This window comes from Ruegeria sp. AL2 (assembly GCF_056540845.1).
The window spans coordinates 50,212-71,973 of sequence record NZ_JBQFXM010000007.1 but is presented as its reverse complement, the minus strand read 5'-3'; the positions used below and the strand labels follow the sequence as shown (position 1 = coordinate 71,973).

The window sequence follows — 21,762 nt, the reverse complement described above, 5'->3', positions numbered from 1 at the left end:
CGAGGGATCAGGAGTCAAGTATGCCCGGAGTGATCGAGACGCTGTCCAGCAACCTGCTGGTGCCCACCATTTTGTTTTTTGCCCTAGGGCTTTTGGCCGCTTTTGTGCGCAGCGATTTGTCTATCCCGGCGGGCGCGGCCAAGTTCATGTCGCTTTACCTGCTGTTGGCCATCGGGTTCAAAGGCGGTGCCAGCCTGGCCGCGCACGGCATCCATTTGCAACTGTTCCTGACCCTGCTGGGCGGCGTGGCCCTGTCCTTTACCATCCCCTTCGTGGCCTTTGCCCTGCTGAGGATGATGACACGGCTGGATGCGTTGAACGCTGCGGCGGTCGCAGGGCATTACGGGTCGATTTCGATTGTCACCTTTGTCACCGCCACCAGTCTGCTGGATCTGGTAGGTCTTGCCCATGACGGGTTCATGGTAGCGGTGGCGGCAGCGATGGAGGTACCGGCCATTCTGTCGGCGCTGTGGCTGGCGCACAAGACCGGCGGAAATGGCGTCAAGGATGACAAGCTGTGGCGTGATCTGCTGGCCAATGGATCAATTGTGCTGCTGACCGGGGCGTTCCTGATCGGGGCCATAACCGGGGGTGAAGGCATGCAGATGATCGCGCCTTTCATCGTCACGCCTTTCACCGGCATCCTGTGCCTGTTTCTGCTGGATATGGGGCTTTCGGCGGGGCGTAGCCTGATCAGCAATCGCGACAAACTGTCGGTTGGCCTGTTCGCCTTTGGCGTATTGATGCCCTTGATCGGCGCGCTGATGGCCTGGGCCGTCGGTGCGGTAATCGGATTGCCGCAAGGCAGCCTGTTCCTGTTCATGGTGCTGTCGGCCTCGGCGTCTTATATCGCGGTTCCGGCCGCCATGAAAATCGCACTGCCAAAGGCCGAGGCCGGGATTTATCTGACCCTGTCGCTGGGTGTGTCCTTTCCGTTCAACATCACAGTCGGATTGCCGCTGTACCTGTGGTGGGTCAGTTGACGAGCAAGACCGCCTCGACCCGGCGGTTCAGCTCTCGCCCTTCGGGGGTTGCGTTCGATGTGAGCGGGGACAGATAGCCGACGCCCTGTGCCTCGATCCGGTCGGCGGCCACGCCATGCGCATCAATCAGACGGGTGCGGACGGACTCGGCCCGACTTTTGCTGACCGCAATATTGGCCTGCAACGCGCCGGTGTCATCGGTGTGCCCCACCAGCGCCAGGCGCATCTTGGGATTTTCGGCCAGATATCCGGCCAGCAGGGTCAGAGAGGCATAAGTCCCCTCGTCCAGCGCAACCTCACCGGTTGGGAAATGCAGATCGTCCAGTATCACGTGACCCGATGTTGCCAGTGCTTCGAGCAGCCCGCCCGACCCCTCGACAGCCTGTTCGATCACGACCGGAACAGGGTCCGGTGCATTCTGGGGCGTGACGCGGATCATCTGGACATACCCGTCCGGGGGGTTGCGGCTGACCAGCAGGCTGAGGGCAACAGACCCCTTGGTGGCCGACAGGAAACGGTAATCCTGAATGGCGACATACATGTCCGGGGTCGGAACGACCTCGGTGCCAAAGCGGAAGTCGAACCCGCCACAGGCGCGGGCATCACATTCGAACAGAATCTTGTAGCCCTGAGCCTCGATCTGGTCGCGCAGCGGGGCCAGTAGCTGGAGGGTTGTGCTGGAGCCCGCCTGAAGCCGCCACGTGTAGCGTTCAACCCGGCCTTCGAGGGTGTCAGCAGGCACCGCGCCATTCGCAAAAGGCCCCGTTGGCAGGTCATAGCTGTCCAACGGCGAGGTGCGGTCGCTGATCTGGCGGGCGCTGGCTGGCAGGGTCAGGTCCTGCGCCAGAACCGGCCCCGCAAAAAGCGTGGCAATGAGGGCGGCTGACCGGATCATCGAAACTGCGCGTGATACTCGGGGTTGGGCACCATTGCCGTGGCGCTGGCCACCCGGTTGGACATGTTGAAGAACCCGGCAACATTGGCAATGTCCCAGATATCGCGGTCGGTAAAGCCTGCATCGCGCAGTTTCTGGCGGTCGGGTTCTTCGATCTCGGCGCTGGCGGTTGTCATTTTGGCGGCAAAGTCCAGCATCGCGCGCTGCCGGGGCTCGATCGGTGCAACACGGTAATTCATCACCAGCATCTCACCCAGTTGCGGGTTGCCCGAAAGCTGCCGCACCGCGGCACCATGCGCGACCAGACAGTAGAAGCACTTGTTGATCGACGAAACGACCACGGCAATCATCTCGCGCTCCAGCTTGGACAGGCCGCTGTCGGCCAGCATCAGATCGTTATACATAGCCGTGAACGTGTTCAGCTTGTCGATGTCGAAGGCGTTTGCCTTTAGCACATTCGGCACCATGCCCAGCTTTTCGACACAGATATCGAAATATTTCTGCGTTTCCGGCGGCAGCGGATCGACCATGGGCAGGTTCAGCGCGGTGGGCATGTCTTTCTGTGTCATGGCGACCCCTTTTGCTCAGACAAGGTGACGGTAATGGTATTCGCTGGCGATCTCCATCCCGAGGGCGCGATAGAGACCATTGGCACCTTCATTGGCCTTGGTGCAGATCACACTGAGGCTTTGTGCGCCGTTGTCACCTGCCCAAATCGCCGCGGCGCGCATGGTCCACTGACCCAGCCCCTGACGGCGGTGCGCGGGCAGGATTTCAAGCGCATGAAGCATCGCGACATCATCGTGCATCGCTACGAAGGCTGCACCGCTGGGCTTGTCGTTGTGGCGCAGAAGCAAACCGGTTTTGGGACCCTTCGCGCGCTCCATCACCGTCAGACGTTCGGGCCCGATCCCACCGGCCGCCCAGATTTCGCGCATGATTTCAAGCGGCTCCCAGACCGAAAACACCATGACCGGAGGGATCGGTTGATCGGTGAGGCGAGAGACGGGGCACGTATAGATGTTGACCGGATCAAGGATGTCATATCCCCGTTGCGCCAGCTTTGCATCCAGCGCCTCATCCCCCGGACGCAGGCAGAAGATGGATTTCTGCCCCATGGCCTGCATCGCGGCCTCGGCCGCGTCGATATCGGCATCGCTGGCCGGGGCCAGTGCATTGGCCGCAGAAACACGCGAGCCACCGCCCTGCCCTTCGCGCAGCTGAAACGGCCCCAGCCTGCGATACCGCGCGGCAGGCCATGTGCCGTCGACGATGTCAGCCCAGTCGCCGCTCAAAGCGCAAGCTCTTTCGCCAGACGGGTCATGGCCGCGTCAATCCGGCTGCCATCGGTGCCGCGCACCACCACGTTGGCCCCAAAGGCCCCGTTGATCTGAAACGGATAGCAACCGATGGACAGATCGCTGAAATCCTCGGCCAGCGCAGACAGGTTTGCGGCGATATCGCCTTCGCCCCGGTCCACGCGCAGGGTTTGCGACAACAAGGGGCTGCCACCGGTCAGCGTGGGCAGGACGCTGGCGACCATAGCCTGAAACACCAGCGGCACCCCGGCCATCACATGCACGTTCTTCAGGGTGAAACCCGGCGCCGTCGAGACCGGATTGTCGATCAATGTCGCGCCATCCGGGATACGCGCCATGCGCAGGCGGGCGGCGTTCAGTTCCAGCCCGGACTTGTCGTAATGCGCCTGCAACAGCGCGCGCGCGTCGTCGCGAACGTCAATCGGGGTGTCGAAGGCGCGCGCAATGCAATCGGCGGTGATATCGTCATGGGTCGGGCCAATGCCGCCGCTGGTAAAGACGGTGTCGTGGCTGTCAGACAGCGCTTTGACCGCCGCTTCGATGGCGGGGGCGTCATCGCTGACGATGCGAACCTCTTTCAGATCAATGCCGTGTTTTGCCAGCTCCTGCGCCAGATAATGCATGTTTGCATCGCGGGTGCGGCCCGACAGGATTTCATCCCCGATCACCAGCATTGCTGCGGTTGGATTGGCCATGGCGCGGACTCCTCTTGATCGTCTTCAGGGGCAGGTATAGGCCCTGAGACATGCGTTTTGGAACCCCTCTTGTCCCCGCCCGCCTGATCCGTCGCTACAAACGCTTTCTGGCCGATTGCAGGCTGGACGACGGGCGCGAAGTCACCGCCCATTGCGCCAATCCGGGATCCATGATGGGGTTGGCTGAACCGGGCCAGTTGATCTGGTTGGAGCCCAATGACGACCCTAAGAAAAAGCTGAAATTCGGCTGGCGGCTGGTGGATCACGAAAACGGGCATTTCACCGGGGTCGATACTTCCGTCCCGAACCGGGCCTTGCGGGCAGCACTTGAGGCGCGCGAGATCCCCGAGCTGGCCGCTTATGAAACCGTCCGACCCGAAGTGAAATACGGGCAAAACAGCCGTATCGACTTCCTGCTGAGCGGCCCCGGTCTGCCAGATGCCTATGTCGAGGTCAAAAGCGTGACCCTTTCCCGTCAGCCCGGTCTGGCCGAGTTCCCCGACAGCGTCACCGCCCGCGGCACCAAACATCTGGGCGAGCTGGCACAGATGGCAACGCAGGGGCACCGGGCGATCATGCTGTACCTGGTGCAACGCACCGATTGCGACCGGTTCGCGCTGGCCGCGGATATCGACCCGTCCTATGCAGCAGCGTTCGAGGCGGCACAGGCTATGGGCGTAGAGCGGATGATCTGCGGGACGCGGATATCACCGGATGGGGTTTGGGTTGACACGAGTGAAACCCGGTTTGGTGTCTGATGGCTCTGAATGGGTGCGAGGCGCCCAGAGTGGACATCGTCTTTAGCAAGTTGGTCTGAAGAGGCTTATCAACTATTGTCGAGTGCATGTCGAACAATGGACTACATTTGCAACGAAAGTTGGCGGCAATACTGGCCGCTGATGTCGTCGGGTATTCGGCACTCATGCATAACGATGAGCAAGCAACACTGCAAATGCTCGATCATCTGGAAACCGACATCGTCACTCCAACAATAGTGGGCCAATCAGGTCGGATCGTGAAAAGCGTGGGCGATGGTTGGTTGGTTCGATTTGACAGTGCGGCACAAGCTGTGACTGCAGCAATTCAGATACAGGAACAATTGGCTGAGCACCCGTTAATGAAAGTGCGGATCGGCGTTCATGTTGGGGATATTACAGAAAAAGCCGACGACATACTGGGTGACGGTGTAAACATTGCTGCGCGGCTTGAGAGCATTGCTCCATCCGGCGGCATCGCTATTTCTGAACCAGTACACTTGAACCTTGACCGCACTCTGGCGGCTGCTTTCGAATCTGTCGGGAAGAAGAAGCTTAAGAACATCGAGCGCAGCCTAGATGTCTGGATGCATCATGGACTGTACGCGGCACCCACGCATAGAGCAGTTTCTTTCGCTGAAACGAACTTGCCAAGGCTCTCCATTTATCCCGTCTCATGCCGCGACCAACGCGTTGAACTAAAGGAAATGGCCGCAGCTCTGACTTCGGATTTCGGTTCCTATTTTCGAACAATCAACTGGTTGAATGCAGCGGTATCCTCGACGGAACCATCAAAGGGATATGCACTTCGTAGCGTGCTACGTGGATACGGGGATCGATTGCGTCTGGAAGCCCGCTTACATGATCCTTCTGATTCTGAAATCTGGACCGAGAAGTTCGATGGGGTGGTCGAAGCCATCTTCGATTGGCAAGATGAGGTGGTAGAAAAGCTGTTGGACGCCGTAAGCGGAACCTTGATCGAGTTTGAGACCGCAAAGCTTTCGGTACTGCCTGAAAACGAACTAACTGCCGAGCAATGCGTCCTGAAGGGTATGATCGCTTGGTCTGGTGCCGGGATCGACAGCTACGAAGAAACGTTATCGTATCAAGCCAAGGCGATTGAAGCCAAACCAACTCTCACGGCCGCCTATGCCGAAGCTATTTGGACAATGAATGGCGCGAGGACTTACAATCTGCGTTGCGAACTGTCGACCTACTACGAGAAACTGCCATCTTGGATTGAGGCCGGGCGACGCATGGCAGGTCAAAACCCAACGCTTGATCTGAGTGTCGCCGTGGCTGACTATAATGTGGACGGGAATGCAGATAAGTTGTCCGTGGCGCTTGAACAAATCCAGAAAAGAGCACCGTTAGATGCCCGCCTTCATTTGTTTATGGGGTGGGGGTATAATTGGGCTGGGTTTCCTGAAATGGCACTAAGCTGCTTTCAAACGGCGCTTCGCTTGGGCCGGTATGGGGCTGTTTTCGTGGGCGCTTCAGGAGGTGCCGCCACTTCTTGCGTAATGCTCGGCCGAGACCGTGATGCCATCGCCTATGCAGAAGCAGGTATGCGATTCTCAAAGGATTATGCCGCTCTTCACAGCACGAGAGCTGCTGCACACGCAATGCTTGGGGAAACTGAAAAAGCGTCTGCAGCTTTGATGCAGATGCTGCAATTGGAACCTAGCGAAACGATCTCGAGGTGGCGTAGCAACGTGGATTATGGTGGTTCAGAAGGCGCTGAACGTTATTTTGAGGCGCTTCGACGGGCAGGGATGCCAGAATAGCGGCGCTGAAAACGGATTGTGCTGGCAAACACGTCCTCAAAGCCCGTAAAACCGTCAGTTCGCCCAGGTCCTGATTTTGCGCCCGTAGCGAATGCCGGCAATGTGGGTTGCACCCGCAGCACCCAGAACACCTTGTGAATCTCGGCCCTGGCCGCATTCACAAGAAAGTTCTACGGATTTCCCAAGTTAAGATGGCTTTGATGCCAAATATCGAGTGGCTGCGGAAAACAACTCTGCCTGTGAACTGACGCCCAGCTTGGAGTAGGCGTTGTGGCGATGCACTTTGACTGTACCTTCGGTGATCCCGAGAAATGCGGAAGCAGAGCCGGCTGAGTGGCCTTGCAAAACAAGGCGCACGACCTCGGCTTCTCTTGGGCTTAACCTGTCCGCACCAAAAGTGGCCAACCGTTCCTCAACCTGATTCAGGGCTTCCGGTTGTCTTTCGGCACCCCTCAGGTTCCAGTTTCGGATCACGGCGGCCGACAGGGTCTTATGGATGGAATTGATCTTCGCGACATCCTCAGGGGTAAACCGGGGCTGACGGGCGCCTCGCGACAGGGATATTACGACCCAGTCCCCGCTGTTTAGCCTTATCAGCACCCCCAACTCATCGCTGATCCGAACCTTGCGATAAAAGGTCCGGTAGTACTCTGAACGAAAGAACGCCTCATTGACTAAATCGGCGAGACGGTAAGCGCCGGGTTCTTTTCCCGATCTACACGCTTGCGAAAACGGATCCAGCAGGTATGGGCCGGTTGCATAAAACTGAATTGATATGGCCGCCTGCACGTCGTCGAGATCGTGATAGAGCGAGACAGGTGGTGCTTGATCCTGATAGCGCGTGAGGACCATCGATTCAAAACTGACATGCAGTTCCAACATCTTCCTCAGAGCTGTTGGGAAGAAGTCTGTTTCCAACCGCTCCAACAAGATTGCGTAGGTCTCATCCCACTTGGCCGACGAGATGTCGCCGCTATCTGGTAACATAGCCAATTCCTATACCTAAAGATATATATCCTACCGCAAATTTACAGTGATGGCCATTCGATTCCATTGTTGATGTCAGAACGCTCGCCCGGGGTGCTGACTGTGCCTCGTCACCAAAGCCTCTCCGGACGTGAAAATTCAGGGCGGAATCCTGCAACAAGGAGGAGAAACAATGAAACCGCATTTTGGCCTTTCGGCTGTTGCCATTGCCTCAAACCTCGCGATCGCTTTTCCGGCTTCAGCCGAAGACCTCTCAATCTACAATTGGGCTGATTACTTTGGTGAAACGACAGTTTCGGACTACGAAAAGGAGACCGGCACACATGTCAGCCTGGACTATTACGATTCAAACGAAGTTCTGGAAACCAAGCTGCTGACAGGGGCGTCAGGTTACGATGTCGTTTTCCCCGCCGCGTCCAATGCGCAACGAGAGTTTCAGGCCGGGGCGTTGCATCCGATCGACCCCGCGCGCCTGAGCAACTACGGCAATCTCAATCCGAAAATTCTGGCGTCGCTCGACAGTATACCCGGTGCCCGGCAATTGGGCGTACCTTACACTTGGGGCACAGTAGGGCTTGCCTACAATCCAACCATGATCAAAGAGCGACTGGGCACGGATGTCATCACATCCTGGGACGTTCTTTTTGATCCTCAGATCGCCGCCAAGCTTGCCGACTGTGGGATTGCCGTGCTGGACTCACCGGTAGAAATGGTCTCAGTGGCGCTGAACTATCTCGGGGCTGACCCGTACTCCGATGACCCCGCCGATCTCGACAGGGTTCAGGACCTCTTCGAGGCCGTCACGCCGTCCATTCGTTATTTTCACAACCAGAAAGCATCTACAGATTTGCCCGGTGGAGATGCCTGTTTGGCAGTGATGTACAGTGGTGATGCCGGCATAGCTCAGGCCCGCGCCATGGAGTCCGGCAATGGTGTCGAAATTCTGTATACAATTCCGAGCGAAGGCACTTTGATGTGGATCGACCTCATGTCCATTCCGGTGGATTCAACACGGGCGGATGAGGCATATCGATTCATTGACTACATGCTGCGGCCTGATGTCATCGCAGGAGTGTCCAACTACGTCTATTTTGCGAATGCGAACTCCGCAGCAGATACGTTCGTAGATGAAGCCATTCTGACCGACCCGGGAATCTACCCGGATGAGGCGACATTGAGACGGCTCTTCCCTGATCTGAGTGTCGGCGCGAAAACGCTGCGCAATCGCAACCGTCTTTGGACGAATGTAAAATCCGGCACCTGAACCCTGCCAAGCCCGGCAAAGGCGGGAAAGAATTGCAACACCCCGCCACTCGGGCAGCAATCATCAAAATGAACGGAGCCAATAATGGTGACTTCAACCGACCGCGCCTTTCTGGCGCAAAACGAAATGGGCATGGGGTATGAGCCGACCTTTAGCGGAGCGACAAGTCTGTTCCGGCGACAATATTCCCGCAATCTGGAGAGCGCGGATATGGTCACGTGGGGCGTTCCCTATGATCTCTCTGTGACCAATCGCCCGGGATGCAGGTTCGGGCCACGTGCCATTCGTGCTGTATCGACCAACCTCGCCTGGGATGGTGGGCCCTGGCCCTGGAGGTTTGATCCCTTCGAAATCCTGAACATGGTTGATTACGGCGATTGTGATATCGACCCAGGCTTTCCAGAGCAGATTGCGCTGCAAATTCAGGACCAAGCGCGGGAAATCCTGAAATCCGGTGCCTTTCTTCTGACGATGGGTGGAGATCACTCGGTCACCTATCCGATCCTGAAGGCGCAGGCAGAACGCCACGGCCCCATTTCGCTGATCCAGATTGATGCCCATTCGGATACATGGGAAGAACACCCAAAGCGGATCGACCATGGTTCAATGTTCTACCATGCCACTGTCGAAGGCATCATATCCCCTGAGACGTCAGTGCAGGCAGGCATGCGCACGCTGAATGAAAAGACTCACGGGTTCACGGTACTCGACGCAAATTGGGTTCACGAGAACGGGATTGATGCAACGGTTGCGCGCATCAAAGAGACAGTAGGAGACCGGCCTGCTTACCTGACCTTCGATATTGACGCGCTTGATCCGGCATTCGCGCCCGGAACCGGAACGCCGGTATGCGGAGGACTGTCTACCTATCAAGGGCAGTCTTTGGTACGCAAGCTCGACGGGGTCAACCTTGTCGGGGCCGATCTCGTCGAAGTCTCCCCTCCGTACGATCATGCAGAGATTACAGCTTTGGCCGGTGCATCGCTCTTGCTGGATATGGTTTGCTTAATAGCAAAGGCGCGAAAATAACGGATAAAGAGATGGCTTGTGAGTGATGCCGCCGCCCAAAACTCATTCGCACAGCGATCGGGGCCGTGCAACACGTCAGACGTCCAAGCGAAATGGTCGAAAAGTTGCATGTGGCGCGGTGAACCAGTTTCTATTTGGGCGACGGTAGAAATCGTGCAGATCAATGATCCATCCAGGACAAAGGGTGACAGTCAAATGTCGGTCAGACCTTGGTTTCCATAGATCGAGCCGCGCGTTTTGCAACTTTCTCAGCGGCCTCCAGAGCGCCTTCAAGATATCCGCCGAACCCGTGCGCGGTTTCGGTTGAGCAGAGATGGACACCTCGTGCTGCAAGGCTGTTAAGGATCGAAGGCAAGCCGTAGCTTGGGTGGAAGCGAGCCGGAACATGATCCTGCATGCGGGAGATTTCCGCGATTGTTGCCCAATCCTGCAGTTCCAGATCAAGGGGTTGCGCCATCTTGGGGCCAAACATGGCCGTGAGTTGCGCCAAGGCCTGGTCCATCATGGCTTCTTTGTGTGTCGCGCGCATATCGGCGGGGTATCCGACGAATCCGAACAGTGCATAAGGTCCTCCCTTCATGGGGGAGGCATCATGAATTTCGACCATGGGGCCGCGGTGGCTCATCGCGTCACCTGAAAGCCCAGCGTTGCGCCAATGGGGCTCATCGTAAACCGCGAGAATCTTGGCTTGCCCGGCCATCCAGGTCGGAATGTTTTTCAAGGCTTGGATCTGATCCGCATCCAGCGCTGGTTCAAAATTGACGGTATCCGCAATCACCCGCGGCGGGATGGCCAGCATGATCTGTCTGGCTTCGACAGAATAAGGTCCGCCGTCATGGTCGAGAAATGCGGTGATCTTGCCGGGAGAATGCCGGACCGATCTGAGTCTGGTATGTGTCAGGATACGCCCTGCACCCAGCGATCCGGCAAGCGCGCCGGTCAGGGCACCCATGCCTCCGGCCAGCCGGTAGGAACCCTGCATCGACGCATAGCCGCGGGCGCGTTGGACAGCGCCGGACTGGTCCTGATACATCTGATCCCCGGTTGAATACTGTTCGAAGACCGGGATGTCGAAACGCTGCGCCAAGGCGGCCATACGCGGCTGGCCGGGCCAGAACCAGGCCGGGCCAAGGTCGAATTTTCCACCCGACAGCTCTTTGGTCAGGATGCGCCCGCCGAGGCGGTTCTGCGCCTCGATCAGAAGGAAATCTGCACCCCTCTGCGTCAGGTGGTCCGCGAGGGTGAGGCCAGACAGGCCGCCGCCAACGATGAGAATATCCGTTTGCATCAGAATGTCTCCCCCATGGGTCTGAGATCCAGTTCGTGAGTCCAGGTGGATCTTGGCTGGCTGGCGAGCGCGAGATAGGTGTCTGCGATATCTGCCGGTTGCATCATCCGCGACGGATCCATGCTGTGCAGATCCCGGCTGGCTTTTGTATCGACGATCCCGTCAAGGATCACATGCACGACGTGCACACCTTTGGGTCCATATTCCCGGGCCAGTGACTGGGTCAATGCCCGCAGACCTGCCTTGGCCGAAGCGAAAGCCGAGAAGTTCTTGCCACCGCGCAGGCTGGCCGTGGCGCCAGACACGATGAAGGTGCCGCCCCCGGTGTCGGCCATCGCGGGCAAAACACCTTGCGCCAGAATGACCGCTGACAGGACCATGGAACGCCAGGTCGCCTCGAAGTCATCCGTGCTTGTCTCCTCGAAGGGCGAGATGACAAGGTTCGCCGTGTTGTGGACCACAAGCTTGGGCGGGCCATGGGTGCAGATCATGTCCCGGAGCTTTGCCCTGCTCCAGTGCTGTTCGGTCAGATCGACAGCCAGCGTGGTACTGGCGCCTTGCGGCACGGTCCGGTTCAGGCCAAAGGCCGAATATCCGTTCTGAGCAAATGACGTGACCAGCGTCTGTCCAAGGCCGGGGCCGGCACCGGCGACGATCGCGAGAGGTTTGTCCATTGTCCTATCCTTGGGTCGGGATGATTGGCGGTTGCGCCAGGTGGTCGGATTTGATCCAAAGACGGGCACCTTCCGACCCGGCCGTGGCGTTGAGCGCCATACCCGGTGGCAGACGCAGCCATGAGTTCTTCTGGAAGACCTCTCCGCCTTCGGTGAAGCTGCCGTCGATCACCAGTGCCTCGAACCCCTTGTGCCCGGTCACGTTTACATGTGCCGATGCGTCCCAGACCTCGATCCGGACCCGTTCACGGGAATCCTCAAAGAGCGGGATTTCGGATATGCCATCTGCAACCGGGCGCGGGTCCTGCGCGTTTGTGTCGATTGTCAGCTGTGTGCGGTCCTCCGGGTCGAACTGCCAAAGCTTGACCAGGATCGTTGCCCCGTCCGCCGCGCTTGGCGTATGCGAGGTGGTCGGCGGATTGCGCACATAGGTGCCAACGGGAAAATCCCCGTGTTCGTCCTGAAAGACGCCATCGAGCACCAGAAACTCTTCGCCCCCTGTATGTGTATGGGCTGAAAAGGCGCTGCCCGGTGCATAGCGAACAATTGTTGTTGCCCGTGCAACCTCATCGCCGATCCTATCCAGCATCCGCCGGTCGACACCTTTCATAGGTGAGGCGATCCACGGTTCATTTTCCGAATGGACAACCGCACGTTCATCAAAGTTTGCGTTGAATTCCATCTTCTTGTCCTTTTCTCAAAGGTTGAACTTCATGCCGACGGCGATTGGCACGACCCGCTTGCCGTACCGGCGTTCCAGTGCGTTCGTCGCACGCCACCCGGTACAGTGGCCGGGCATGATCAGGTCGACGTCGAATTGCGCAAAGTCGGCGACGGTCTGGTCGATGATCTTTTCATTGCCACCGGCAAGGTGAAAGCCGCCGGTCAGGCCATGGATCGGCACGCCGGGAAAATCGCGCTGAGCGGCATGAAGGACGTTGACGATACCCCCATGTGAACAGGCAGAAAATACCACCAGACCTTTGCCCGCGATATTCACCGCGACATAGCGTTCGTCCATGAGCAGCGGGTCGTCTTCCCAACCCGCGCCGTCTTCGGTGCGGCGGACATGGCCCGGAAACCCGACCTCGTAATCCGTGACACGGGGAATTTCGCCCGAAATATAGAGCATATCGTCCAACACGCTGACCGGTTGATCCGTGACAACGGGTGTTGCGCCCTGCGCAGCCAGTTCTTCGGGTGTGGCGATTTCTTGTATTTCGATCAGTTCTCCTGACGAAAGCGGAAAAGCACGTTTTCGGAACATTCCGGGATGCAGATAAACCGGTAACTCGCCGGTCCGGCCGTCCTTGCGGATCAGATCGATGGCCGCTGGAATACCGCCCGCATGATCCCAATGGCCATGCGACAGAGCGATCGCGTCGATGGTGCCAAAGGATGTTCCAAGCCGCGACGCGTTGTATTCGACGGCAAAATCGACCGGCCCGGCGTCAAAGAGCAATGTATGTTCCGTCTCGCCGCGCCGGGCTGTGATGATCAACGCCAGGCCGTGATTTGCACAACATTGACCGGCACCCGAGATCTGCTCCATCCCGGCGTTGTGGAGATTGTCCCACTCATGGGTGAACCCCTCGGGCACGCTGGACAGGCTGTCCGTCCGGTTGTCGATGAGAACAAGAATCTCGACACTGTCGATGGGTTGAAGCTTGGTGGGCATGGTCTTCTCCGTTTCGGGTTGCCGGGGCGGACAATTGCCCGCCCCGGCGATTTGCGTCAGGCAGCAAGACGCTGCTTGAGCGCTTCCGCGAGTGGGGGTGCCGACGCCGGGCTCTGACCAGTCATCAGGGCGCCATCTTCGACCACGTTGGCTTCCCAGTTGGCCTTGCTGACGTAGGTGGCACCACGGCGTTTCAACTCGTCTTCAAGCGAGAACAGAAGGTGATGCAGAAGCTCGATCTCGTTGTCTTCGTCGTTCTTGAAGCCGGTCAGGCTGAGGCCCTCAACCAGGTAGCTGCCGTCTGACTTCTTGACATCCCGCAGTATGGCCGGCGCGTGGCAGACCATCGCGACAGGCCGGTCGGATTCGTAGAACTCCCGGATCATCTTGATGGCATAGCTGTCAGAAGCCAGGTCCCAGATCAGGCCATAGCCGCCCGGAATGAAGAGCGCATCGAAGGTCGAATAGTCGATCTCACGCAGTTTGCGGGTATTCTGTACCGCGAACATGGCCACCGGATCGTTGAAGAAGCGGTCAGTGTTTTCGGTAGTGAACGGAGCCTTCATCGACAGCAGGTCAATGGGTGCGTTGCCGCCTTTGGGCGAAGCAAAAACAACCTCATAGCCCGCTTCCGTCAGGACGTAATACGGGGTTGCGACCTCTTCGAACCAGGTGCCGGTTTGCTTGCCCGAGATGCCCATCTCGTCAACGGACGACATGACCAGCAAGACGCGTTTTTGTTTGTTTCCAGTAGCCATCAGCGTGTTCCTTTCATGAATGACTATCTATCACTAGGTAGATAACAGTTAGAAGTTGATTCCTGGGCTGTCAACGTTTATCTATCAATCGGTAGATTGGAGATAGTCATGCCACTGACAATGAAAGAAAAAATTCTCATCTCCGCCGAGAAACGCGTGCGCAGTGCGGGCTTTTCGGAGATGAGTTTCCGTGATCTGGCCAACGATGTGGGAATCAAAAGTGCCAGCGTTCACTACCATTTTCCCACCAAACCGGATCTCGGGGAGGCTCTCGTCACCCGCTACGCCGAGCAATTCAAGGCAGAACTGGACAAGATTGACCTGAACGATCTGCATTCTGCATTGGAAGGTTTCGTGGCGCTCTATTCCGGTGCGCTGGTGCTGAACGAGTCCATATGCCTTTGCGCCGTCATGGGCGCCGAAGCCATTGGGCTGCCCGAAAACGTCAACAAACGCACAAAAGCCTTCTTCGAGATGAACAAGGCATGGTTAGAAAACCTATTCACCAAGCACGGGGTCAAGAATGCCGAAGATACCGCAGGCCTCATCGTCGCGGCCTTGGAGGGCGGCATGATTGTCGCCTCCGCTTCAAGCGACCGATCAATATTTGATCAGGTCGCCAAAGCGGCAATTCGCGGCATTGGCCAGGGATAGGAACCGAGTTTGGAGCTGCCCAGTTCGACTACGACATTCTTCATCAAAAAGATGTTCTCGTAAGTGTCATCAAGGTAGAATGCGTAATCTCACCGTAGCCTTCCTTTCCAACGCGTGTATTGCGAACCGAGGCTTACAGTACGCTCCTTACGCAGGAACCGCCCTTCTCTTCGGTAAAAAATCTGGCGCAGCTGTTGTTGGTTGTTCCTGGATGCAGCAAAGAATTATTCAGATTTTGTAGAAATCTGCACGGCTGAATGCCCGCAAGCGGGAACCTCGCGGCGCTACCGATGACCCATCGCTGTGAATGCGAGGGTTTTCTGCGTCACGAAACGCCGATGCCAACAATCAAAACACCCCTCGGTCAGCCGATGCTTGAACTTGCTGCTTTTTGCCCCATCTGACACCCGCAACATGACGCCCTCTGGTACTTTCTGCACAAGCAGCGTAAAAGAAGTGCCGCGCGTAACATTTGGAGCTTTGCGTCGATGAAAGAGCATCGTGGCCGCCTGACCAAGGACGGTATCCGCATCTATGAACAGGGTGATTTTGCCGGGATGCACGCGGCGGGCGCTCTGGCGGCGCGGATTCTGGATGATATTGCCGCGCATGTCTTTCCCGGTCAGACCACGGGTGCGATTGACGGGCTAATCACGCAGATGGTCGAGGATGCGGGCGCGACCTCGGCCACGATCGGCTATAAGGGGTATGAGCACGCCAGCTGCATCAGTGTGAACCATGTGGTCTGCCACGGTATTCCCGGTGACAAGAAGTTGAAGGAAGGCGATATCCTGAACATCGATGTGACTGTCATCGTGGATGGCTGGTTCGGTGACACCTCGCGCATGTATGTGGCGGGCAAGCTGCCGCGCAAGGCCGAGCGTCTGATCCAGGTGACCCATGACGCACTGTTCAAGGGCATCGAGATGGTCAAGCCGGGCAACACGTTCGGCGATATCGGCCATGCCATTCAGGCCTATGTCGAAGCGCACCGGATGAGTGTTGTTCGCGACTTTTGCGGGCACGGTCTGGGCCGCGTGTTCCACGCGCCACCGAATGTGCTGCATTATGGCCGTCCCGGCACCGGCGCGGTTCTTGAGGAAGGCATGTTCTTTACCATCGAGCCGATGGTCAATCTGGGCCGTCCCGAAACCAAGACGCTGGCCGACGACTGGACCGCCGTGACCCGCGACAAGTCGCTGTCGGCACAGTTCGAGCATTCGGTAGGCGTAACGGCGAATGGGGTCGATATCTTTACCCTATCACCGGGCGGCAAGTTTCACCCGACCTATTCGTCCTGATCGGCAGCCTGTTCGCGCAGGAGTTTCAGCAACATCGTCTCAGCCCCCCAAGGGGTAACCGCGTCGTGAATGAACACCGGTGCACGCAGGGGTTTGCGGTCAGGTTTCGTCGCGACCTCGGCGTCGCGGGAGATTTTCCAGGCAAAGGGTGTCAGAGCATGGTCCATGGCTGCACCATAGCACAGTTGGGGGTCAAAGTCGCAACAGCGGGTGTGCCTGTGACATATCCGTGATCACCTCGGCCCCCAGATCGGCCAGCCTGTCACCACCGCCATGCGGCGCGTAGGCCAGACAGCGCATATTGGCCCGGATTGCAGCTGTAACACCATTGTGGCTGTCTTCGATAACCACGGGGGCCTGTGCGCCAAAATGTTCCGCCGCCAGTTGGAACATCTTTGGATCAGGCTTGCCGGTGCCAAGCACATGGGCCGAGAACATCACATCTTTGAACCGGTCCCAAAGCCCGTTCTGGCCGAGCGTGATCTGCATCTTGTCCGGGCTGCCGTTTGAGGCCACGCAATAGGGGATGCCCCGCTGATCCAGCGCCGCAAGCAGGTCCGCGACACCCGGCACCAAAGGCACACCGGCGCGCAGGCGGTCGTAGGTTTCGGCATAGACCTGATCAATCCAGTCTTCGGGCAGGTCTGCGCCCATCGCACGCGCCTTGTCACGCACCCCGACCATGGTTCCGCCCACAAACAGGGACATGCATTCGGGCAAGGTCAGGTGCAGGCCATAGCCCGCCAGATTGTCCGCCAACACCTGGTTCGAGATCACCTCGCTGTCGACCAGAACGCCATCGCAATCGAAAATGACCAGATCATGCACTCTGATCACCGTTCCGCATCAATGAGATATACGTGTCGCCATATTTGCGACTGTCGTGCAACGTGAACCCGGCCGGGGCCTGCATCCGTGAGTTTTCTTCCCAAACCAGCAGCGCATCATCCGCGATCCAGCCATTGGCCAGCGCGGCGATGGCTTTCTGTCCCATGGCCTTGCCATAGGGCGGGTCCAGAAAGATCAGATCGTAGGGCGCGTCCGGATTTTCGCCCAACCGGGTTGCATCGCGGCGGATCAGGTCGGTGCGCCCGGCACTGCGGGTCAGGTCGATATTCTTGCGGATCAAACCCTGGGCCACGCGCCCGTCATCGACGAAGGTGACATGCGCCGCACCGCGTGACAGCGCTTCGAGCCCAAGCGCCCCGGTGCCAGCAAACAGGTCCAGCACGCGCAGGCCGTCGAAATCGATCTGATGGGCCAGCACGTTGAACAGGCTTTCGCGCACCCGGTCGGTGGTCGGGCGCAGATGTGCGCCCGCATCGCCTTTGCCGACGGGGGTCAGGGCGCGACCGCGGAACTCTCCGGCGATGATCCTCATGCCTTGAGCAGCGATTTAAGGTCTGCGCCAGGGTCGGCCACGACATCCGGGTCGGCCGTTTTTCCCATTTCGATTAGGCGTTTGCCGACCATATAGGCGCGCGGATCGTTCATCGCGTCGACTGCAATCAGCTTGTCGCCGTTGTAGTACCAGAAGGATACGGTCTGCCCTTCGCCCTGTCGCGTCACCACGCGGTCATATCCGGTGTTCAGGCCCGCGATCTGAAGCTTGACGTCATATTGATCCGACCAGAACCACGGGGTTGCCACATAGTCCTTGGCCGCGCCCAACATGTTCTGGGCCACAATCTCGGCCTGATCAATGGCATTGGGGACGCTTTCCAGACGGATGCGGCCTTCGCCATGGGAAAAGGAGGCGCAATCGCCAGCCGCCCAGATCGACGGGTCGGACGTGCGGCCATGGGCGTCGGTTCTGATCCCGTTGTCCAGGTCCAGCCCCGCCATCTCGGCCAGTTGGGTTGCGGGTGCAATGCCGACGCCAACCACAACGAAATCAACGTCCAGCTTTGTTCCGTCAGTCAGAACCGCACCGGTGACCTTGCCGTTTTCGCCGATCAGATGATCCAGCCCGACGCCTTCGCGGATGTCAGCGCCGTATGCACTGTGCAACGCGCGGAAATAGTCGCTGGTCTCGGGTGCTGCGACCCGTTGCAGGATACGGTCGGCCATCTCGACCAGAGTGACCTTGACGCCGCGCTTGGCGCAGACGGCGGCAGCTTCGAGGCCGATATACCCGCCGCCCACGATCAGCGCGCGGGCGCCTTCGGTCACTTTGGGCTCCATCTCGTCGATATGGGCCAGATCGCGCACCACATGCACACCGTCCAGATCGCCACCAATCGCTGCGGGCAGGCGGCGCGGGTCAGACCCGGTGGTCAGCGCCAGTTCGTCGTATGAGATAACCTCATCCCCCAGGGTGACCGTTTTGGCCTTGGGGTCGATACCGGTGACGCGCTGACCCAAACGCAGGGTGATGTTGTTTTCCGTGTAAAAACTTTCGGGCCGCAGGAACAGACGCTCAAGCTCCATCTCGCCCAGCAGATAGGCTTTGGACAGGGGTGGGCGTTGATAGGGCAGATGCGGCTCGGCCCCGATCAGAGTGATCTCACCCGCAAACCCGTCCTTGCGCAGACGGGCCACCAAAGACGCGCCTGCCTGCCCCGCGCCGATCACGACAATATGGCTCATGCTTTGCCTACCCCGCAGTTTTCAAGTGGTCACCGTGTTCAGACCACCTATATTGCGGCTAAGCCCAATTCTGCAAATCCAAACGACAGGAGCTGAATAATGATTTCAACAGGAGATACCCTGCCCGAAGCAACGCTGATCCAGATGGGTGCGAACGGGCCAGAAGAGGTGCGGATTTCAGACAAGACCAAAGGCCGCAAGGTGGTGATCTTTGCCGTGCCGGGGGCCTATACCGGCACCTGCACGACCGCCCATGTGCCCAGTTTTATCCGCACGAAGAAACAGTTTGATGCCAAGGGCGTGGACGAGATCCTGTGCCTTTCGGTCAATGATCCATTTGTGATGCAGGCGTGGGGGCAATCCACGGGCGCGACCGAGGCAGGGCTGACCATGGTATCGGACGCGGCGGCAGAGTTCACCAAGGCAATCGGCATGGATTTCGACGCGCCGCCCGTGGGGCTTTTCGCGCGGTCCAAGCGGTATGCAATGCTGGTCGAGGATGGCAAAGTCTCGGTGCTGAATATGGAAGAAAACCCCGGCGCCTGCGAAATTTCCGCCGGAGAAGGCCTGCTGGATGTGATCTGATTTTGATCGGCCCCGGTCCGACCGGGGCCTTTCGCCGCCAATTTAACTTGAAGCACCGCCCCAGAGCGCGAATACTTGGCGTATTCATACGGGGAGTTTTTTCATGAAACTTAACGCGTTCTACCTATTACTGTCCGGCGCGGCTCTTTTGGCGGCCTGCGGACCGGCCCCAACCCCGCAACAGCAAGCCGCACGCCAGCACGAAATCGCCTGTCTGGGCGGAACGTTGGGCGGGGCGCTGATCGGGGGCGCAATCGGCAACCAGTTTGGTGGCGGATCTGGCAAGACGATCCTGACCGCGGCGGGCGCTGCCGCTGGCGGCATCGAAGGTCAGAGATTCGCGTGCTGAGGAGGTCGATATGAAACAGCTAAGCCTGGTGATATTCATGGTGGCTTTGGCCGGTTCGGGTCACGCCGAGAGCGTGGCTGAACTGCACGAAAACGAGTTGAAGGCCATCGACGCCAACAATGACGGGTTCCTGTCCAAAGACGAGTTCGATGCTTTCTCGGATTACGCCTTTCAGACGATGGACGAAGACAGGAACGGCACTTTGGGTCAGGCCGAGGCCAAACCGTTCATGGACATCAAACTGTTCCGCAGCGCTGACCGAAACGGCGACAACGTGATCTCAAGACCAGAATTTGACACCCAGATGGGCGAGGATTTCCTGTCCGCCGATCAGGATGGGAATGGTCAGCTTGATTAACAGCAGGAGTTTGGGATGAACAAATGGCTTGGGGTGACGGCGCTGGGGCTGGTTGCAGCCTGTGACGTGCCGCAGGCCCCGTTGGTGACAGGCCCGGACGGGCAGGCCCGCATACAGATCAACCTGTCTGGCCTGACCTGTTATGAAAACAAGTGTCTGGATATCAACCCGGCCGCGCGCAGCGTGCGGCAGATCGGAAACAAGACCACGGGTATTCCAAGGGCGATTGATGTCAGCGACGGCACTGTCACGCCTGTCGAGTTCCGGCAGATGGGCACTGCCGCATCGCTGGCTGGCGGTGAAGGGTCAGGCCGCAACGATCGCTAGCACAGACTGTCCATCTTGCGGGCCAGCTTGGCATCCAGCGACGACAGGCCTCCCACATCATGGGTGGACAAGACAACCTCGACCGTGCGGTAGACATTGAACCATTCGGGGTGATGGTTCCACTTCTCAGCCCAGATTGCCACCTGTGTCATCCAGCCGAAGGCGTGGACAAAATTGTCGAAAATGAAGGTCTTGGTGATCGCATCGCGGCCTTCAACCATGGTCCAACCGTTTTTGAACAGCGGATCCAGCAGCGGGCCACGGGTTTCGGTCGACAAGAGTTCGGTCATTGCTGTTCCTCCGGGTTCGATTTCCTGAACGGGCCGTAATCCGTCAGAATCTCGATCTCTTCTTCCACTGCGTGGCCTTCGGCGTCCAGATATTTCTTGACCGCATCAGCAAAACCCGGATCGCCGACCCAATGCAAGCTATGCGTGAGTGTTGGCAGGTACCCTCGCGCCAGCTTGTGTTCGCCCTGTGCGCCTGCCTCGACCCGGGCCAGACCTTGGGCAATGGCAAAGTCGATTGCCCTATAATAGCACAGTTCGAAATGCAGGCAGGGATGATGTTCGATGCAACCCCAATAACGCCCAAAAAGGGTTTCACGGCCGATATAGTTCAACGCACCCGCAATGGGAAATCCATTCCGTTCGGCCAGCACAAGGGCCATGTCATCTGCCATCGTACCCTGTGCAATATCAAAGAACCGCCGCGTCAGGTAGGGTGAGCCCCATTTGCGCGATCCGGTGTCCTGGTAGAACCGCCAGAACGCGTCCCAATGTTCGGGGCGCAGCTGGTCACCGGTCAGAGTGCGAATCTCGCCGCCAAAACCACAGGCCTGCGCGCGTTCTTTCCGGATAGTCTTGCGCTTGCGCGACGACAGCGCGCTCAGGAAGCCGTCGAAATCCGAATAGTTATCGTTCAGCCAGTGAAACTGCTGCGATCGGCGCAGCATCAGACCCATCTGTTCGCCAACCAATGCTTCATCCTCGGTACAGAAGGTCGCGTGAAGGGACGAAACCCGGTTGTCAGCCGCAAGCTGCACCGCCCCCTGAACCAGCGCCGACATACCGATCCGTTCATAGCCCGGACGCACCAGAAACCGCCGCCCGGTTGCCGGGGTGAACGGCACCGCGATTTGCAGTTTGGGGTAATACCGCCCGCCCGCATTTTCATAGGCATGGGCCCAGCTGTGATCGAAGATGTATTCGCCCTGGCTGTGCGACTTGGCATACATCGGGGCCGCCGCGATCAGCATCCCGTCAAGATAGGCAGTCAGGTATTGCGGCTGCCAGCCGGTGCCACGCCCGACCGAGCCGCTGTCTTCCAGCGCCAGCAAAAAGCGATGTGTGGTAAAGGGATCAAGCGGCCGCCCGCCATCGGCAGCTTCGGGGCAGGCGCAGGCATCCCACTCTGCCGCTGAAATCTGCGACAGAGCGCCCAGTACCTGAACCTCGATCTGTGCCTGATCCATATGTCCTCCGCGC

Annotated in this window: 27 protein-coding genes; 11 read left to right on the top strand and 16 right to left on the bottom strand. The window is 58.4% G+C overall.

From position 1 onward, the window contains the following. The first annotated feature begins 20 nt into the window (after positions 1-20). Complete coding sequence (locus tag ACR0ID_RS11335) at positions 21-983, top strand: sodium-dependent bicarbonate transport family permease (RefSeq protein WP_480493955.1); 963 nt, start codon at positions 21-23, stop codon at positions 981-983. Here ACR0ID_RS11335 and ACR0ID_RS11330 read toward each other — a convergent pair. The 4 genes from ACR0ID_RS11330 to ACR0ID_RS11315 are packed head-to-tail and all read right to left on the bottom strand — an operon-like array spanning position 976 to position 3,892. After that, positions 976-1,878, bottom strand: a complete 903-nt coding sequence (locus ACR0ID_RS11330) for an OmpA family protein (RefSeq protein ID WP_480474274.1) — start codon at positions 1,876-1,878, stop codon at positions 976-978. The two genes, ACR0ID_RS11335 and ACR0ID_RS11330, sit on opposite strands and share 8 nt — an antisense overlap. Further along, positions 1,875-2,447 carry a peroxidase-related enzyme gene (locus ACR0ID_RS11325; RefSeq protein WP_480474275.1) on the bottom strand — a complete coding sequence of 191 codons (573 nt, stop codon included), beginning with the start codon at positions 2,445-2,447 and terminating at the stop codon, positions 1,875-1,877. Before ACR0ID_RS11325 ends, ACR0ID_RS11330 begins: the two co-directional genes overlap by 4 nt. A gap of 15 nt (positions 2,448-2,462) precedes the next feature. Then, positions 2,463-3,173 (bottom strand): GNAT family N-acetyltransferase, encoded by a 711-nt coding sequence (locus ACR0ID_RS11320; protein WP_480605456.1) that lies wholly within the window; start codon positions 3,171-3,173, stop codon positions 2,463-2,465. Beyond that, positions 3,170-3,892 (bottom strand): competence/damage-inducible protein A, encoded by a 723-nt coding sequence (locus tag ACR0ID_RS11315; RefSeq protein ID WP_480474277.1) that lies wholly within the window; start codon positions 3,890-3,892, stop codon positions 3,170-3,172. Before ACR0ID_RS11315 ends, ACR0ID_RS11320 begins: the two co-directional genes overlap by 4 nt. Positions 3,893-3,942: 50 nt before the next feature. Between ACR0ID_RS11315 and sfsA the strand changes: the two genes are divergently transcribed. Beyond that, positions 3,943-4,650: a DNA/RNA nuclease SfsA gene (gene sfsA, locus ACR0ID_RS11310; RefSeq protein ID WP_480605454.1), complete on the top strand. Its 708-nt coding sequence runs from the start codon at positions 3,943-3,945 to the stop codon at positions 4,648-4,650. Between the two features lie 86 nt (positions 4,651-4,736). Continuing rightward, positions 4,737-6,434, top strand: coding sequence for an adenylate/guanylate cyclase domain-containing protein (locus ACR0ID_RS11305; RefSeq protein ID WP_480605452.1), 1,698 nt, complete (start codon positions 4,737-4,739; stop codon positions 6,432-6,434). Positions 6,435-6,620: 186 nt separating this feature from the next. On the opposite strand, the gene ACR0ID_RS11300 is transcribed toward ACR0ID_RS11305, so the two are convergent. Next, a complete protein-coding gene (locus ACR0ID_RS11300) occupies positions 6,621-7,421 on the bottom strand; it encodes a helix-turn-helix transcriptional regulator (protein WP_480605450.1) in 801 nt (266 codons plus the stop codon). 172 nt (positions 7,422-7,593) lie between these two features. On the opposite strand from ACR0ID_RS11300, the gene ACR0ID_RS11295 reads away from it, so the two are divergent. Continuing rightward, the gene (locus tag ACR0ID_RS11295) at positions 7,594-8,685 is read left to right on the top strand and encodes an extracellular solute-binding protein (RefSeq protein ID WP_480605448.1); all 1,092 of its coding nucleotides are present in this window, start codon (positions 7,594-7,596) and stop codon (positions 8,683-8,685) included. An 84-nt stretch (positions 8,686-8,769) separates the two neighbouring features. Then, complete coding sequence (gene speB / locus ACR0ID_RS11290; RefSeq protein WP_480605446.1) at positions 8,770-9,714, top strand: agmatinase; 945 nt, start codon at positions 8,770-8,772, stop codon at positions 9,712-9,714. Between the two features lie 202 nt (positions 9,715-9,916). Here speB and ACR0ID_RS11285 read toward each other — a convergent pair whose 3' ends face one another. The 5 genes from ACR0ID_RS11285 to ACR0ID_RS11265 are packed head-to-tail and all read right to left on the bottom strand — an operon-like array spanning position 9,917 to position 14,112. Then, entirely contained in the window at positions 9,917-11,002 is a 1,086-nt protein-coding gene (locus tag ACR0ID_RS11285; RefSeq protein ID WP_480605444.1) for a flavin monoamine oxidase family protein, read from the bottom strand. Then, positions 11,002-11,676 carry an SDR family NAD(P)-dependent oxidoreductase gene (locus tag ACR0ID_RS11280; protein WP_480605442.1) on the bottom strand — a complete coding sequence of 225 codons (675 nt, stop codon included), beginning with the start codon at positions 11,674-11,676 and terminating at the stop codon, positions 11,002-11,004. The genes ACR0ID_RS11285 and ACR0ID_RS11280 overlap by 1 nt, the downstream gene beginning before the upstream one ends. 4 nt (positions 11,677-11,680) lie before the next feature. Further along, entirely contained in the window at positions 11,681-12,358 is a 678-nt protein-coding gene (locus tag ACR0ID_RS11275; protein ID WP_480518013.1) for a cupin domain-containing protein, read from the bottom strand. Positions 12,359-12,373: 15 nt separating this feature from the next. Further along, entirely contained in the window at positions 12,374-13,354 is a 981-nt protein-coding gene (locus ACR0ID_RS11270; RefSeq protein ID WP_480605441.1) for an MBL fold metallo-hydrolase, read from the bottom strand. A 56-nt stretch (positions 13,355-13,410) separates the two neighbouring features. Next, positions 13,411-14,112, bottom strand: coding sequence for a type 1 glutamine amidotransferase domain-containing protein (locus ACR0ID_RS11265; protein WP_480493964.1), 702 nt, complete (start codon positions 14,110-14,112; stop codon positions 13,411-13,413). Positions 14,113-14,220: 108 nt separating this feature from the next. Here ACR0ID_RS11265 and ACR0ID_RS11260 point away from each other — a divergent pair, with 108 nt between their 5' ends. After that, positions 14,221-14,766 (top strand): TetR/AcrR family transcriptional regulator, encoded by a 546-nt coding sequence (locus ACR0ID_RS11260; RefSeq protein WP_480605438.1) that lies wholly within the window; start codon positions 14,221-14,223, stop codon positions 14,764-14,766. A gap of 488 nt (positions 14,767-15,254) precedes the next feature. Continuing rightward, entirely contained in the window at positions 15,255-16,067 is an 813-nt protein-coding gene (gene map, locus ACR0ID_RS11255) for a type I methionyl aminopeptidase (protein WP_480493965.1), read from the top strand. Here map and ACR0ID_RS11250 read toward each other — a convergent pair. From ACR0ID_RS11250 to ACR0ID_RS11235, 4 genes are read right to left on the bottom strand one after another with little or no spacing between them, the layout of a single operon-like run. Continuing rightward, a complete protein-coding gene (locus tag ACR0ID_RS11250) occupies positions 16,055-16,234 on the bottom strand; it encodes a hypothetical protein (protein ID WP_480605435.1) in 180 nt (59 codons plus the stop codon). The genes map and ACR0ID_RS11250 overlap by 13 nt on opposite strands. A 25-nt stretch (positions 16,235-16,259) precedes the next feature. Further along, entirely contained in the window at positions 16,260-16,895 is a 636-nt protein-coding gene (locus ACR0ID_RS11245) for an HAD family hydrolase (protein WP_480605433.1), read from the bottom strand. After that, positions 16,888-17,448, bottom strand: a complete 561-nt coding sequence (rsmD, locus tag ACR0ID_RS11240; protein ID WP_480474291.1) for a 16S rRNA (guanine(966)-N(2))-methyltransferase RsmD — start codon at positions 17,446-17,448, stop codon at positions 16,888-16,890. Before rsmD ends, ACR0ID_RS11245 begins: the two co-directional genes overlap by 8 nt. Continuing rightward, positions 17,445-18,656: an NAD(P)/FAD-dependent oxidoreductase gene (locus tag ACR0ID_RS11235; protein WP_480605431.1), complete on the bottom strand. Its 1,212-nt coding sequence runs from the start codon at positions 18,654-18,656 to the stop codon at positions 17,445-17,447. The genes rsmD and ACR0ID_RS11235 overlap by 4 nt, the downstream gene beginning before the upstream one ends. A 99-nt stretch (positions 18,657-18,755) precedes the next feature. Here ACR0ID_RS11235 and ACR0ID_RS11230 point away from each other — a divergent pair, with 99 nt between their 5' ends. From ACR0ID_RS11230 to ACR0ID_RS11215, 4 genes are all read left to right on the top strand, one after another. Further along, positions 18,756-19,241 carry a redoxin family protein gene (locus ACR0ID_RS11230; RefSeq protein ID WP_480605429.1) on the top strand — a complete coding sequence of 162 codons (486 nt, stop codon included), beginning with the start codon at positions 18,756-18,758 and terminating at the stop codon, positions 19,239-19,241. A gap of 103 nt (positions 19,242-19,344) precedes the next feature. Continuing rightward, complete coding sequence (locus ACR0ID_RS11225; RefSeq protein ID WP_209598444.1) at positions 19,345-19,590, top strand: glycine zipper 2TM domain-containing protein; 246 nt, start codon at positions 19,345-19,347, stop codon at positions 19,588-19,590. A gap of 10 nt (positions 19,591-19,600) precedes the next feature. After that, complete coding sequence (locus ACR0ID_RS11220; protein ID WP_480605427.1) at positions 19,601-19,948, top strand: EF-hand domain-containing protein; 348 nt, start codon at positions 19,601-19,603, stop codon at positions 19,946-19,948. 15 nt (positions 19,949-19,963) lie between these two features. Next, positions 19,964-20,275 (top strand): hypothetical protein, encoded by a 312-nt coding sequence (locus tag ACR0ID_RS11215; RefSeq protein ID WP_480518027.1) that lies wholly within the window; start codon positions 19,964-19,966, stop codon positions 20,273-20,275. On the opposite strand, the gene ACR0ID_RS11210 is transcribed toward ACR0ID_RS11215, so the two are convergent. Both ACR0ID_RS11210 and ACR0ID_RS11205 read right to left on the bottom strand, forming a co-directional pair. Beyond that, on the bottom strand, positions 20,272-20,565 hold the full coding sequence (locus ACR0ID_RS11210; RefSeq protein ID WP_209505128.1) for a 4a-hydroxytetrahydrobiopterin dehydratase: 294 nt from the start codon (positions 20,563-20,565) through the stop codon (positions 20,272-20,274). The genes ACR0ID_RS11215 and ACR0ID_RS11210 overlap by 4 nt on opposite strands. Then, entirely contained in the window at positions 20,562-21,749 is a 1,188-nt protein-coding gene (locus ACR0ID_RS11205; protein WP_480605424.1) for a GNAT family N-acetyltransferase, read from the bottom strand. The genes ACR0ID_RS11210 and ACR0ID_RS11205 overlap by 4 nt, the downstream gene beginning before the upstream one ends. Between the last annotated feature and the right edge of the window lie 13 nt (positions 21,750-21,762).

Coding starts and splice junctions, on each gene's coding strand:
- ACR0ID_RS11335 (WP_480493955.1), top strand. CDS start 21: ATGCCCGGAGTGATCGAGACGCTGTCCAGCAACCTGCTGGTGCCCACC.
- ACR0ID_RS11330 (WP_480474274.1), bottom strand. CDS start 1,878: ATGATCCGGTCAGCCGCCCTCATTGCCACGCTTTTTGCGGGGCCGGTT.
- ACR0ID_RS11325 (WP_480474275.1), bottom strand. CDS start 2,447: ATGACACAGAAAGACATGCCCACCGCGCTGAACCTGCCCATGGTCGAT.
- ACR0ID_RS11315 (WP_480474277.1), bottom strand. CDS start 3,892: ATGGCCAATCCAACCGCAGCAATGCTGGTGATCGGGGATGAAATCCTG.
- sfsA (WP_480605454.1), top strand. CDS start 3,943: ATGCGTTTTGGAACCCCTCTTGTCCCCGCCCGCCTGATCCGTCGCTAC.
- ACR0ID_RS11305 (WP_480605452.1), top strand. CDS start 4,737: ATGTCGAACAATGGACTACATTTGCAACGAAAGTTGGCGGCAATACTG.
- ACR0ID_RS11300 (WP_480605450.1), bottom strand. CDS start 7,421: ATGTTACCAGATAGCGGCGACATCTCGTCGGCCAAGTGGGATGAGACC.
- ACR0ID_RS11295 (WP_480605448.1), top strand. CDS start 7,594: ATGAAACCGCATTTTGGCCTTTCGGCTGTTGCCATTGCCTCAAACCTC.
- speB (WP_480605446.1), top strand. CDS start 8,770: ATGGTGACTTCAACCGACCGCGCCTTTCTGGCGCAAAACGAAATGGGC.
- ACR0ID_RS11285 (WP_480605444.1), bottom strand. CDS start 11,002: ATGCAAACGGATATTCTCATCGTTGGCGGCGGCCTGTCTGGCCTCACC.
- ACR0ID_RS11280 (WP_480605442.1), bottom strand. CDS start 11,676: ATGGACAAACCTCTCGCGATCGTCGCCGGTGCCGGCCCCGGCCTTGGA.
- ACR0ID_RS11275 (WP_480518013.1), bottom strand. CDS start 12,358: ATGGAATTCAACGCAAACTTTGATGAACGTGCGGTTGTCCATTCGGAA.
- ACR0ID_RS11270 (WP_480605441.1), bottom strand. CDS start 13,354: ATGCCCACCAAGCTTCAACCCATCGACAGTGTCGAGATTCTTGTTCTC.
- ACR0ID_RS11265 (WP_480493964.1), bottom strand. CDS start 14,112: ATGGCTACTGGAAACAAACAAAAACGCGTCTTGCTGGTCATGTCGTCC.
- ACR0ID_RS11260 (WP_480605438.1), top strand. CDS start 14,221: ATGCCACTGACAATGAAAGAAAAAATTCTCATCTCCGCCGAGAAACGC.
- map (WP_480493965.1), top strand. CDS start 15,255: ATGAAAGAGCATCGTGGCCGCCTGACCAAGGACGGTATCCGCATCTAT.
- ACR0ID_RS11250 (WP_480605435.1), bottom strand. CDS start 16,234: ATGGACCATGCTCTGACACCCTTTGCCTGGAAAATCTCCCGCGACGCC.
- rsmD (WP_480474291.1), bottom strand. CDS start 17,448: ATGAGGATCATCGCCGGAGAGTTCCGCGGTCGCGCCCTGACCCCCGTC.
- ACR0ID_RS11235 (WP_480605431.1), bottom strand. CDS start 18,656: ATGAGCCATATTGTCGTGATCGGCGCGGGGCAGGCAGGCGCGTCTTTG.
- ACR0ID_RS11230 (WP_480605429.1), top strand. CDS start 18,756: ATGATTTCAACAGGAGATACCCTGCCCGAAGCAACGCTGATCCAGATG.
- ACR0ID_RS11225 (WP_209598444.1), top strand. CDS start 19,345: ATGAAACTTAACGCGTTCTACCTATTACTGTCCGGCGCGGCTCTTTTG.
- ACR0ID_RS11220 (WP_480605427.1), top strand. CDS start 19,601: ATGAAACAGCTAAGCCTGGTGATATTCATGGTGGCTTTGGCCGGTTCG.
- ACR0ID_RS11215 (WP_480518027.1), top strand. CDS start 19,964: ATGAACAAATGGCTTGGGGTGACGGCGCTGGGGCTGGTTGCAGCCTGT.
- ACR0ID_RS11210 (WP_209505128.1), bottom strand. CDS start 20,565: ATGACCGAACTCTTGTCGACCGAAACCCGTGGCCCGCTGCTGGATCCG.
- ACR0ID_RS11205 (WP_480605424.1), bottom strand. CDS start 21,749: ATGGATCAGGCACAGATCGAGGTTCAGGTACTGGGCGCTCTGTCGCAG.